This is a genomic window from Candidatus Nomurabacteria bacterium (assembly GCA_020631975.1).
Taxonomy (GTDB): Bacteria; Patescibacteriota; Saccharimonadia; order Saccharimonadales; family CAIOMD01; genus JACKGO01.
The window spans coordinates 97,875-111,383 of sequence record JACKGO010000001.1 but is presented as its reverse complement, the minus strand read 5'-3'; the positions used below and the strand labels follow the sequence as shown (position 1 = coordinate 111,383).

The 13,509-nt window shown below is 43.2% G+C and carries 10 protein-coding genes; 9 read left to right on the top strand and 1 reads right to left on the bottom strand.

Annotated features, from left to right (window positions below; translation table 11 throughout):
• Positions 1-61 precede the first annotated feature (61 nt).
• The 4 genes from H6795_00505 to H6795_00490 all read left to right on the top strand — a co-directional run bounded on the left by H6795_00505 (position 62) and on the right by H6795_00490 (position 4,482).
• A complete protein-coding gene (locus H6795_00505; protein MCB9817004.1) occupies positions 62-1,606 on the top strand; it encodes a response regulator in 1,545 nt (514 codons plus the stop codon).
• A gap of 76 nt (positions 1,607-1,682) precedes the next feature.
• Complete coding sequence (locus tag H6795_00500) at positions 1,683-2,351, top strand: rRNA pseudouridine synthase (GenBank protein MCB9817003.1); 669 nt, start codon at positions 1,683-1,685, stop codon at positions 2,349-2,351.
• A gap of 131 nt (positions 2,352-2,482) precedes the next feature.
• Positions 2,483-3,832, top strand: a complete 1,350-nt coding sequence (gene der / locus H6795_00495) for a ribosome biogenesis GTPase Der (protein ID MCB9817002.1) — start codon at positions 2,483-2,485, stop codon at positions 3,830-3,832.
• Between the two features lie 2 nt (positions 3,833-3,834).
• Entirely contained in the window at positions 3,835-4,482 is a 648-nt protein-coding gene (locus H6795_00490; protein ID MCB9817001.1) for an aminoacyl-tRNA hydrolase, read from the top strand.
• Here H6795_00490 and H6795_00485 read toward each other — a convergent pair.
• Positions 4,479-5,081 (bottom strand): hypothetical protein, encoded by a 603-nt coding sequence (locus H6795_00485; protein ID MCB9817000.1) that lies wholly within the window; start codon positions 5,079-5,081, stop codon positions 4,479-4,481. The two genes, H6795_00490 and H6795_00485, sit on opposite strands and share 4 nt — an antisense overlap.
• A gap of 384 nt (positions 5,082-5,465) precedes the next feature.
• Between H6795_00485 and dprA the strand changes: the two genes are divergently transcribed.
• The 5 genes from dprA to H6795_00460 all read left to right on the top strand — a co-directional run bounded on the left by dprA (position 5,466) and on the right by H6795_00460 (position 12,888).
• Positions 5,466-6,320 carry a DNA-protecting protein DprA gene (gene dprA / locus H6795_00480; protein MCB9816999.1) on the top strand — a complete coding sequence of 285 codons (855 nt, stop codon included), beginning with the start codon at positions 5,466-5,468 and terminating at the stop codon, positions 6,318-6,320.
• Between the two features lie 48 nt (positions 6,321-6,368).
• Positions 6,369-6,557 (top strand): hypothetical protein, encoded by a 189-nt coding sequence (locus H6795_00475; GenBank protein MCB9816998.1) that lies wholly within the window; start codon positions 6,369-6,371, stop codon positions 6,555-6,557.
• 119 nt (positions 6,558-6,676) lie between these two features.
• Complete coding sequence (gene topA / locus H6795_00470; protein ID MCB9816997.1) at positions 6,677-8,956, top strand: type I DNA topoisomerase; 2,280 nt, start codon at positions 6,677-6,679, stop codon at positions 8,954-8,956.
• Between the two features lie 201 nt (positions 8,957-9,157).
• Positions 9,158-10,210, top strand: a complete 1,053-nt coding sequence (locus tag H6795_00465) for a hypothetical protein (GenBank protein ID MCB9816996.1) — start codon at positions 9,158-9,160, stop codon at positions 10,208-10,210.
• A gap of 104 nt (positions 10,211-10,314) precedes the next feature.
• Positions 10,315-12,888: a type IV secretion system DNA-binding domain-containing protein gene (locus H6795_00460; protein ID MCB9816995.1), complete on the top strand. Its 2,574-nt coding sequence runs from the start codon at positions 10,315-10,317 to the stop codon at positions 12,886-12,888.
• The last annotated feature ends 621 nt before the right edge of the window (positions 12,889-13,509 follow it).

Sequence of the window (13,509 nt, the reverse complement as noted above, 5' to 3'; positions counted from 1 at the left end):
AAATCAGCTCCATGCTACAATAATCAGATAAGCATAATCAATAAAGGGCAACTTACATATCATGGCAAAAATCCTACTGGTAGAAGACGATAACAACCTAAGAGAAATATACGGCGAACGGCTCATGGCTGAAGGCTATGATATCGTGTCTGCAAGCGATGGCGAAGAGGCATTACAAACTGCCGTAACTGAAAAGCCAGACCTTATTATTAGTGATGTTATGATGCCAAAGATAAGTGGCTTTGATATGCTAGATATCTTACGGCAAACGCCAGAAACAAAAGACGTTAAAATTATAATGATGACTGCCCTTAGTCAGGCAGAAGATAAATCACGCGCAGATGAACTTGGTGCCGATAAATATCTTGTAAAATCGCAAGTCACGCTAGAAGATGTAGCTCGCGTTGTTCATGACTTACTTGGTGACGAAACTGGCGAATTATCGCCCCCTACAGAAGAGACGACTCCAACTGAAACTACTGCCAGCCTACCAACAAATGAAGCGCCAGTAGCCGAGCCCATGCCAGCTCCTGCACCCGTTGTGAGTGAGCCTACTACGGTAGCACTGCCAGTCGAACCTGCAGCAGATGCAATACCCTCTGCTGCTCCAACAGATGCGCCGAGCCCGACGATTAATGTCTCCGACCCATATTCAGATGCGACGAGCCAAGACGCACAGAACGTCACCGCGCCAGTAGCCGAGCCCATGCCAGCTCCTGCACCCGTTGTGAGTGAGCCTAGCACTACAGCACCATTGCCGCAGCAAACTACTTCTGAAGTGCCGACAGTGCCGCAGCAAGCCAGTGCAAGCTCTACAAATACGCCAGATCCGGTAGTTACCACTACAACTGATCCAGCTACTGGTATGGGTAATCCACCAGTGGTCACAGCTTCAGCGCCCGTTAACCCTATAAGTGGCGCAAATCCTGAACCAACGTCGCCAGCACCAACTGTCGCAGCCGCCGATCCAGAAGCTATGCAAGCAGAACTTAACGAAGTCGCCCAGCAAATCGAAGAGTTCGCGTCAGATAATGCGACACCAGCAGCATCACACCAAGAACCTGTGCATACACCCACTCAGCAAGATATTATCCATGCTCAAAATGCTGCCGAAGAGCCAACTATTGTAAGCGCACAGCCCGCAACCACCCAAACAAACGTGCCTCCTGTTGTACCAATTAACACGAGTAGTCCAGAACCAGCATCTGCCAGAAAAAAAGTTATTCAGCCAGTTAATGGCCAAACGCTGTCAATGCCAGATATTCATGCCTTATACGAAGAAGAAATGGCTAAAGAGGCTGCTGATTCTCCGGTTATTAACCCGGGCAGCGGTAGTGTCATAGAAAGTCCGCCGGTAGCAAACGATACCCAAGATAATCCAATTACAACAGCACCTGCCATCGAGGAAAACGCACCCCCATTAGAAACAGCTGATGTTACACAAATAGAAGGCATGTACGCTAATGAAGAAGCTGCAGAAGAAGCAGCCGCCCAAAATATACCAGCTGCCCCGCTGCAAGCAGCACCACCTAATCCTAGTGTTACAGCTCAAGCTCCAGAGACCACACCTCAAAATCCCAACGACCCAAACAATATTGCACTGTAAAACAACGACAAACACCTGGGCTACACATGAACCTTATCGCTAGTGATACCTTGCCATACACTGGTAGTATATAGATATGCGTATTAATAAGTATGTAGCGCTCGCCACTGGGCTCAGCCGGCGCAAAGCAGATGCTGCGATTAGCCAAGGTGAAGTTACAGTAAACGACACTATTGCTGATATTGGTGTGCAAGTAGAAAAAGGTGACATTGTCGCTCTACGTGGCAAACACATCGTCGTACCACACACCTTCACAACGATAATGCTACATAAACCTATTGGCTACGTATGCAGTCGAGATGGTCAAGGATGTAAAACTATTTATGACCTACTGCCTGCAACTTACCAGAATCTTAACCCGATTGGTCGGCTTGATAAAGATTCGACTGGGTTATTACTTTTGACAAACAATGGTACGCTCTCACAAAGCCTGATGCACCCCAGCAGCAATAAGACTAAAGTCTATATGGTTACCCTAGATAAGCAACTACTTCAAGAACACGCACAGCTTATCAGTGGGGAAGGTGTACTTTTAGAAGATGGCATGAGTAGACTAGAGCTCAAGCAGTACACTCCTCGTGATGCCACGTGCTGGTGGGTAAGTATACAAGAGGGTAGGAATCGTCAGATTCGTCGTACGTTTTCTGCGTTAGGCTACACTGTGATACGTCTGCACCGGACTCAGTTTGGTGAATACCAACTCAAAAATTTAGCAATTGGTAAATATAAACTCGTTACTATATAACACGTCGCGCAACAAACGCTACATATGTATGCGTAGCGTATAACTCAAAATATCTACGCTGTTCATCATATGTAGTTATGCATGCAATACGTCTATTTGTCAATGAGTCTATATCTGTTATACTGATGGCAATGAGTACAAACAAAACACCAATTGTTGCCCTTGTAGGGCGTGCCAACGTGGGCAAAAGCAGTCTGTTTAATGTTATGGTTGGCTACCGCGAGGCTATTGTTGCAAAAGAAGCTGGCACTACACGTGATAGTATTTCAGTGAAAGCTAGTTTTGATGGACATGATTTTTGGCTCGTAGACACTGCAGGTATCAAACCAGCAGAAGACGACTTTGAGCTCACCATACAAGAACAAATTAACCAAGCAGCCGATAGTGCAGATGTTATACTTGTAACCGTTTCTGCAGACGTACAAATCACTCAAGACGACCGCCGCGTTGCCACTATGGCTCTTAAAAGCAAAAAAGAAGTTATTCTGGTTGTTAATAAAATTGACAAAGCACCACACGACGACCTAACACGTTGGCAACGACTCGGTATTAAAACCATATTTGGTACGAGCACAACCCAACGAGCTGGCATAGAAGAGCTCATGGAATACCTGGCCGAAATATTACCAAGGGCAACTATTAAAGAAGCTGATGATCGCATTCGATTAGCAATTTTAGGGCGACCAAATGTGGGCAAGAGCTACCTTTTTAATACTCTGGCAAAAAAACAACAAGCGGTCGTTGCAGATAGGGCTGGTACCACAAGAGACATCAATCGTACGGTGATACGGTACCAAGGTAAAGAGATCGAACTTCTAGACACAGCTGGTATTCGCCGCAGTGGGCGGATTGAACGAGGAGTCGAACAGTTTAGTGTGTTGCGCTCGCTTGCTGCGATTGAACAAGCTGATATTTGCTTACTGCTCGTAGACGTAAACGAACTAAGTGTTGCGCTCGATCAAAAAATCGCTGGCATGATAAACGACGCAGGGAAGGGGCTAATTTTAGTGGTAAGCAAATGGGATAGTGTAGAAGAAAAAGATGCTTACACACGTGATGCACTCGCTCCGCAAATAAAACGTGATTTTGACTTTATACCGTGGGCTCCCCTAATATTTACCAGCGCGACAACAGGTAAAAACGTTACGAAACTATTTGATTTAGCACTAGATATCACCGCTGCTCGCCAGAAAAAGATAGCTACCCCAGAGCTTAATAGATGGCTTCGTTTTTGTGCTGATGCGCATCCTCCAGCAGGGCTAAAGAATCGGCACCCGAAGCTCAACTATATTGTCCAAACAGATGCCCAAACACCTACATTTAAGGTCTTTGGTGCCCATACCAAACTCCTGCACTGGAGCTATAAACGCTACCTAGAAAAACAACTCCGTTTAAGCTTTGGCTTTGAAGGAACTGCGATAAAAATGTACTATCTAGAAAAAAGTATCGATCGACATAAAACAGAAGGGAAGAAACACTAACAATGGGCTTATTTCAAAGACAGCCACTCCACCAATCATTAAAAGTGCCCTACACTATAGGCGTAGCTCAGACACGTCGCATTCTCATTGTTGGGCTCGGGAACCCAGGTAAAAAATATGAACGTACGCGGCACAATATTGGGTTTTTGGTACTTGATTCGCTCGCTGCGTCATTAGATTTTCCAAGCTTTACCACAAACAAAGATTTTAAGGCTGACATTTCCGAACATACTATTGGTGACACTAAGGTAATTCTCGCAAAACCTACCACGTACATGAACGAATCAGGTCAAGCCGTACAACGCATTGCTCACTTTTATAAAATCCCGCTGCAAGATATTGTAGTCATACACGATGAGCTGTCTATAACGTTCGGTCAAATCCGCATGCGCGTAGGTGGGCAGTCAGCTGGCCACAATGGAGTACAATCGGTCATTCAACAGCTCGGACCAGAATTTGGACGTATTCGCATTGGCATTAAAAACGAACATACACCAAAAGACGATACAAGTAGCTTTGTGCTTGGTACATTTTCTGCACAAGAAAAACCACACGTAGCGTCGCTGGTAAACGAAGCGTCGCTCGTCGCAAACGAGTACATTTACGGTGGAACTTTACCACACGACACTCGTTCTATTATATTGCTTTAACCAAACACTCGGGTGCGTAAAAGTAGCACTCGTAGACTAAGTGCTATGGCGTATAAACCGATTGCCGTTATTGCTACGGCTTTACTAATTATTATAAAGCTCATCGCGTTTGTTACATTGAGTAAAGCAGTCACAAAATCATTTGAGACCGATGGGAAAATATATCCAAAAAAAGTCCTAAGTACCATGACAAAGAGTACTAACCCACAGAGCTGTATACCAATTTTTTTGAATAGTGCAGTAAACTCTGTTTTACGAAATGTTTTATTGTGTATAGACTGCGCCAAGGCAATTCTTTCTGTATATTCTTTAGTGACATGCTGCGCAGCAAAGAATATCAATATGGTGAGTGCACCAAAAGTTGCCCATATCATAAAATCAATAATACGTGGATCAATATTTGCCTCAAAAGATGTAATTTGATCAGCAATGAGGTAGCTATATGGCTGTGATTGCCAGACAGCAGATATGCTCACCCCATCGCTATTTTGCTGCCATAATAGCTGCATATTGGCTACTAACAGTAGTGTGAACGCACTCATGATATATAATATTACTTCACTAAGCTCTGGCAAGATAAGTTTTCTAATAGAGTGCATAATATAAACATAAGTATAACAAAAAAGAGCCTACAGAGGGGGTGGGCACCGCTGTAGGCTCTTTTCAGCCTTCAACCCGGGGAGTGTGTCCCACACGCTACATTTTCCCACCTCACACAAATCCGAGGGGTTGAGCTTCATTAGGTTAAAGGCGTTAGTAAGTTTTAGAACGTATGATAAGTTGGTAAAACCAACAGCGCTAAATAACCGTGGAGGGTAACAACAATTACTCGGCACGTTCTAAAACTTTCTAACATCTACTAACAATAGTGTTAGAATTTGGGGGTATAAGGTGCGTAATGCGTCATAAAAATAACGCTTACAGTAACTTATATTAGCACTTCCTTGCTGTTATGTCAATACTATTTTATTAATTATTTGCTTATGCTTATACTATCAGAAAAAAACCAGTCCTATCCTTCGCAACTTAGTCGGTTGCACACACCACCAAAACAACTGTATATAGAGAGTCACAATTGGCCAGAAATTCTTACAATGCCGATGCTCGCAGTAGTAGGGAGTAGAAAACCTTCGCCCTACGGTGTGAGCAATACGACTCAAATCGTGCGTGAAGTTGCATCAAAAAATATATGCATTGTAAGTGGCTTAGCATTAGGCACAGATAGCATTGCCCACAAAGCTGCTCTCGAGGTAGGTGGACGTACAATTGCGGTATTACCGTCTGGACTTGAGAATGTTTATCCTGCGAGTCATCGTACTTTAGCAAAAGATATTGTCGCCAGTGGTGGGGCGCTGATAAGTGAATATACACCAAAAACCAACGCTTCGTATAAAGGGAATTTTATACAAAGAAATCGTATTATCGCAGGGCTTAGTAACCTTGTATTTATACCTGAAGCGGCCATTAAGAGCGGCAGCCTCCATACAGCCCAGTTTGCTATAGATAGCGGAATTGATATCTGTGCGATGCCCGGGCATATAACTAACCCCTTAGCAGCTGGCTGTCATAACCTCATCCGCAGCGGTGCAGCAATTATCACGGGCGCAGATGATATTCTCAATATGCTTGGGATATCCGCTTCAGAACGCACGATGCCTATGGCGGCGAACGAATCCGAAAAAACCTTACTTGATCTGATTGCTCGTGGAGTCCACGAAGCCGAAATATTGCTAGATACTTCTAAGCTACCTGTGCAAACATTTCACCAAACCCTTACTATGTTAGAAATCACCGGCAAAATAAAGCCGGGTGGGGCTAATTCTTGGTTTTTGGCATAAAAGTGGTATAGTTAACATATCCCAATTTGGCTCATCGTGGGAGTGGCTATGTTACTTTTGCTCTTTGTTGGAATCATCCTCTACGTTGCATCCTTTGCAACTGGTAAATTGGCCTGGGAGGTAAACCGTGAAGGCGATGGTTGGGACGATGATGCTGCGACCCTTGCATTCTTCACTATCTTGCTATTTATATGGGGCAGTGGTGCATTCTACATTGCCTTAGCGGGGTCCACGTAGCATTTATTTTAGCCCCGCCCATTCTAACAGTACGTTAGGATTGGGCGGGGCTACTTGCATTTTTAGCGGGTTACCAGTAGCCTAAGGGAAGCGTATACTAAAATCACAGTATTATATATATGAAGCATCTCGTTATCGTAGAATCACCAGCTAAAGCTAAAACAATTGCCAAGTACCTCGGCAAAGATTATGACGTAAAAAGTAGTATTGGACATATTAGAGATTTACCAGCTAAAGGGCTTAATATTGATATCAAGCAAAACTTTGCCCCACATTATGAAGTACCACCAGAAAAAAAGAAAACTGTAGCAGAACTAAAAAAGTTATCAAAATCTGCCGATCATATTTGGCTGGCAAGTGATGAAGACCGCGAAGGTGAAGCCATTGCGTGGCACATAAGCGAAGAATTAAAGCTAGACCATACAAAAACCAAGCGAATTGTATTTCATGAAATTACTGAAAGCGCCATTAAGAATGCTCTCAAACACCCAAGAGATATAGATATACATCTCGTAGATGCTCAGCAAGCACGCCGCGTGCTCGACCGCCTTGTTGGGTATGAATTATCGCCTATTTTATGGAAAAAAATTAGGCCCGGATTAAGCGCCGGAAGGGTGCAATCTGTCGCTGTGAGACTCATTGTAGAAAGAGAACGAGAAATAGAAAATTATACGCCAGAAATTACCTACAAAATAACCGGTGAATTTAACAAAGATTCTATGGTGCTCGTTGCCGAACTCAAAAACCGCCTTACGTCAGATAAAGCAGTGAAAAAATTACTACAAACCTGTGCTCAAAGCACCTTTACAGTCAGTGCAGTAACCAAAAAACCAGGCGAGCGTAACCCATCGGCACCATTCACCACCAGTACCTTGCAGCAAGAAGCAGCTCGTAAATTAGGCTTCAGTGTAAAACAAACGATGACACTCGCGCAGAGATTGTATGAAAACGGGCACATCACCTATATGCGTACAGACAGCACTAATCTATCAGGGCTGTCACTCGCTGCGACTAGTCAGTACATTACCAAAACGTACGGTGAAGCTTATGCCAAAACCCGCACCTATAAAACAAAGAATAGTTCTGCCCAAGAAGCACACGAAGCAATTAGACCAACAAGGGTAGAAGTCCTACAAGCTGGCGAAGATACTAATCAAACAAAGCTGTATCAACTTATCTGGAAGCGAACATTAGCGAGCCAAATGGCACCAGCCAAGATAGAACGCACCGATATTGACATTGCCATTAGCTCCTCGACAGAAGTATTCAGCGCAAAGGGTGAAATCATTGTATTTGACGGGTTTTACAAAGTATACGGTGGTAACAAAGAGGATCAAGTAATGCCCAACGTCAAACAAGGAGATCAGCTACACTATACAGAAATTACTGCCAAACAGTCGTATAGCCGACCACCTGCACGCTATTCAGAGGCGAGTTTGGTACGCACGCTAGAAGAACTCGGCATTGGACGACCAAGCACCTATGCGCCAACAATTAGCACTATACAATCAAGAGGCTATGTAGAAAGAGCCGACATAGAAGGCAAACAGCGTACTTCAGAAGTCTATAGCTTACGAGCTGGCGAAGTTCAACACACACAAGAGTCCGAACTCGCTGGGGCAGATAAAAATAAGCTTATTCCAACACACCTCGCAGGGGTGACAACAGATTTCTTGGTAAAGCAGTTTGGTTCTATTGTGAATAGCGGCTTTACTGCGCAGGCTGAAACCGAACTAGACATCATTGCACAAGGTGAAAAAAAGTGGCAAAAAGCAATTAGTGACTTTTATAAACAATTTCATCCACTAGTCATAGAAGCAGAAGGCGCCAGTAGACAAGAAGCTGCTCAAGCAAAACTACTAGGCAAAGACCCGAAAACAGGCGAACCCATCTATGCGCGGTATGGGAAATTTGGACCAATGCTACAACGTGGCGAAACGCAAGATGATAAAAAACCAGCCTTTGCACCAATGCCAGAGAACGCCCGCATCGACACCGTTACATTAGAAGAAGCGCTCACCATGTTTACGTTGCCACGACTTGTCGGTACAACGAAAGACGGCAAAGAAATAACCGCTAATATTGGCCGTTTTGGACCATATATTCAAGTTGATCGTATTTTTGTATCTATAAAACCAATGGGGCCTTTTGAAGTAGACGAAGCCACTGCCCAGCGCCTATACGAAGAAAAGCTCGAGCAAAACGCTAAAAAAGACATCAAAACCTTCGCAGCAGAAGGCTTAAATGTACTTAACGGCCCATTTGGTGCCTACGTTACGGACGGCTCAAAGAATGCGCGTATTCCTAAAAGTATCGTCCCCAAAGACATTACGCTCGAACAAGCTAAAGAGTTAATCGCTAAAGCCAAGCCCCCTAAAAAACGCAAAAAATCTAAATAAGCAATACCGTTTTGTTGGGGTTTTTTCCAATATGTTTACTAATGACTTATAAAATACAATGTATGCTAAATAGTCTATTTTGTGCTACAATAATGTTAGTAAATCAAATATTTGACACTGCATAAGATTTATTGTACTATAAATATATAAAACCTAATACGCTCCATTGTGTATTAGATGAATGTAAGGAGATTAATCGGTATGACGACTGCCGCCAAAACAGCGCAGGGTGTGGAACTAGAGACCATTTTACAGCAGGTCCTTGGTACGATTGACAGAGAACGTGAACGAGAAATTATATCTAGGCGATTTGGCCTCTACGATCGTAAAGAAACGCTCGAACAAGTCGGCGAACTACTCGGTATCACCAGAGAACGCGTTCGACAATTAGAAAAATCAGTTATCACACGCCTTAAAACTGCTGCAGAAAAGGACGAAATACCTGGTTTAGCTGAAGTCACTACAGCAATCATTGACATTTTACAGACAAACGGCCACGTAATGCGTGTTACGCAACTATCAGATCTTCTGACTTTGCAGCCATCTAAAATTAGTCAAGCTCGCATAGCTTTCTTTGCTGAACTCGCGCCCGAACTTAGTGTTATAGATGAAAGCGATCACTTTTATAATGCTGTTGGTGAACGCTCGGTACACGATGAAAAACATATCCGTGAAGCTGTAGGAAAAATTGTTGATGCAATCAAGAAAAATAGGCAGCCAGAACCCATAGAGCAAATTGCTGCTTCAGTGCACAGTAGTGACACCGCGCACACACAAGCACTCGCCAGTATATCTAAGTACTTGGCGTCGTTAAATGGTGTATGGGGTCTTACGAAATGGCCAACTGTTAACCCAAAGAATATTCGCGATAAAATATATGTTATTTTAAGCGAAAAGGGAAGCCATATGCATTTTAGTGAGATAGCCGATGCTATTAAAGAGTCTGATTTTAAGCGAAAAGATGTTACCACCCAGGCAATCCACAATGAGCTCATTAAAGATAAGCGCTTTGTGCTGATTGGGCGGGGCATATATGCACTAAACGAATGGGGCTACAAAAAAGGCACAGTTGCTGACATTATTACAGAGGTTCTTCGCAAAGCTGGCGAGCCGCTACATCGTGACGAAATCGTTAAACGGGTGCTTAAAAACCGCTACGTTAAAGAAACGACGATTTTGCTTAATCTCCAAGGCAAACCGCAATTTAAACGCGTTGCGAAAGCCACTTATGCACTCGACGAAGCTTCATTGTAAAAACGTTATCTAAAAAATGCATCCCTAACAAGTGACTTCATCATTCTATTTAGCGCCTTTAAAGGGTATAATATAAGCTGTTCTTAAAAAATACTTAAGGTTATATGGCAGACAAAGCCTCACTATTATTAGTTGAAATACCACGCACCAACGACAAGAAAGAGCTCTCTGCGGAGCAGATGTTTGCTGCGTTACACGGAATATTGAAACCTAAGAAGTCATATTTCGGTGATACCCATCAGTCGCAAGATAAAATAAGCTTTGAAATTGCTGCAATTGGCCAACGCATCCGGTTTTATATTTGGGTGCCAAAGCATTTACAAGCCTTTGTAGAAGGGCAAGTCTATGCTCAATACCCCACTGCACAAATATCAGAAACTGAGTATGATTACACAGAACGTCCACTGAACCAAAGTGTAATACATTCTACCGAACTAGTATTAACCGATAACGAAACGTTACCTATAAAAACCTTTCCTAGTTTTGAAGTAGACCCATTGGCAGCAATCACTGCGACCCTTGCAAAGCTTAACCAACCGAACGAAGAAATGTGGGTGCAGGTAATTGTCCGCCCCGTGAGTGATGAATGGCATAAAAAAAGTGCCAAAATGGTTCGGCGTATTAAGGCTGGTGGATGGTCTAGTAGTGGCAGCGGTCTGTCATATCTGGGGCAAGCGCTCGGTGCGATTGTAAAGCCACCAGAGCCAGGTGCGTCAACTACAAGCTACGAGCCCACAGAGCGCGATAAAACACGCATGACCGCAATAGAAGAAAAGAGCCGCAAGCTAGGCTACCAAGTAAAGGTTCGCATTATCTATACAGGTAATGACGAAGCTACCGCCCGTCAACGTATGCAAGCCATGGTAGGCACTTTTAAACAGTTTAATACCACAAATCTTAATGGTTTTCAGAGTAAATACCCCAGTTTTGACCGCATGAAGGTCAATGAATATGCTAACCGAGCATTTACCGATAAAGGCTATATTCTCAATATAGAAGAGGTAGCGAGTTTATACCATTTACCACATACATCGGTAGAAACACCAAATATTGTCTGGGCTACCACTAAAACAGCTGAGCCACCAAGTACTTTGCCTACCTACGGCTCTGTACCAGAAGAGAGTCTCAGCCTGTTTGGTATTACTAATTTTCGGGGAACACATGAAATGTTTGGGGCCTTACGTAGTGATCGTGGTCGCCACATGTATATCATCGGTCAAACTGGCACCGGTAAATCTGGGCTGCTCGAACTTCTTACCCTATCTGATATCTATTACAACCAAGGGTTTGCCGTGATTGATCCACACGGAGACTATGCAAGCAATGTCATCAAATACATACCCAAAAACCGTATTAAAGACGTGATCTATTTTAATCCTGCTGATAGCAAGTATCCCATTGGCTTTAACCCGCTAGAATTGTCTGATTCTACTTCTAAGGGGCAGGTGAGCAGTGAACTCGTCGGTGTGTTAAAACGCATGTTCGAATCGTGGGGGCCGCGACTCGAATATATCTTGCGTTACACAATTTTAGCGCTCTTAGACTATCCGAACGCAACATTACTAGATATTACCCGGATGCTTGTTGATAAGCCGTTTAGAAACGATGTCATAGCTCATGTAGACGACCCTGTCGTTAAAAACTTTTGGCTTAGTGAGTTTGCAAGCTGGAACGAAAAGTTTGCCTCAGAAGCAGTCGCGCCGGTACTGAATAAGGTTGGTGCATTTACGGCAAACCCACTCGTACGAAATATTGTTGGGCAACCAAAAAGTACCTTCAATATCCGCCAAGCAATGGATGAAAGTAAAATATTAATCGTCAATCTATCCCGGGGACTTGTTGGTGAAGATAACGCTGCCATTTTAGGGTCGCTATTTGTAACTAAAATACAATTAGCCGCGATGAGCCGTGCAGATATACCAGATCTTGCTAATCGGCGCCCATTTTACCTGTACGTAGATGAATTTCAGAACTTTGCCACCGATAGCTTTGCGGTCATTTTAAGTGAAGCCAGAAAATATGGGCTAAATTTAACGGTTGCTAATCAGTATATTTCACAAATGGCAGAACCTGTCCGTGATGCAGTGTTTGGCAACGTAGGCAGCATGGTAAGTTTTCGGGTTAGCCCTGATGATAGCCCTTTTTTGGTTAAATATTTCGAACCACAATTCGAAGCCACTGATCTATCACAATTCCATAATAGGCATTTTGTCGCCAGCATGAGTATAAACGGAGAAAAAGCGAGTCCCTTTAGCGCCACAACACTTAATATCCCGCCAGTGCTAGAAGATAATTCAGATAAAATCATCGAACATTCCAGAAAGACCTATGCGGGCGATCTTCACACCGTTGAACAACAAATACGAGCAGTTACACTAGCGAATACACCTAAATCGTCGTCACCGGCGCAATCAAACCCTCTCCAGCAACGTAACAGCAGCGCATCAACGTCTACGCGCCCCATGAGTAAGCATGTCATAGGTGTAACCGCTACACGTGCCCAGCAACCAGAGCCACAAAAGTTGAGTGAAAGCCAAAAAAGGCGATTACGAAGAAAAAGAGCCGCCGAAGCACAAGCGCGCGACGCTGCATCTGCAACAAACCCTAAGCCACAGACACAATCGTTAGACGAAACCAACCAAACTCTTACAAAAGATAATACGCTCCATTTGCGATAATAGGTTCGCCCACTGTGAATTATGTGGCAATATATAAATTATGAACATTTTGCGAACTTTGTTAATAAAGCAACAATAATTATATATAAATAGTAACTCGTGTATGAAAAAGAATTATAGCCAAACAATAGCGCGAAGGTCACACAACGAATATATATACATATGGGCATTGAAAGAATCGCGGAACGTATAAACATATACATTGTAATGCACAAAAAGCAGTAGCAGAGTAGTCCCCCAGACTGCTATGCATAATGTCGCACAATATACCTTTTACGACGTGCTTATATGTGTAATAGTTATAATCCAATACGTCTTCATACAGGGGGGAGTAAGCGTTTTTCTCTTAATGTACCTGTATGCTTATACGTCGTTTACGCTCTTCTATATAGGTGTGTGGTGTTCGTCTATATACCGTGTACAATTTCCAAGAATGCTTATACTGCTATAAATTTTAGTTTGTAAAATCACAAACAAAATACGAACACGATTATACAATTAATTTTGACTTTTCCACAGTTTTGTATGTTTATATAGTTTTTTACTAAATAACACATTATGATACTACTTTATCTATCCTGCTGCATACTGCGTTGGGGTAGCCCTTCCCCCCTCCTGCTC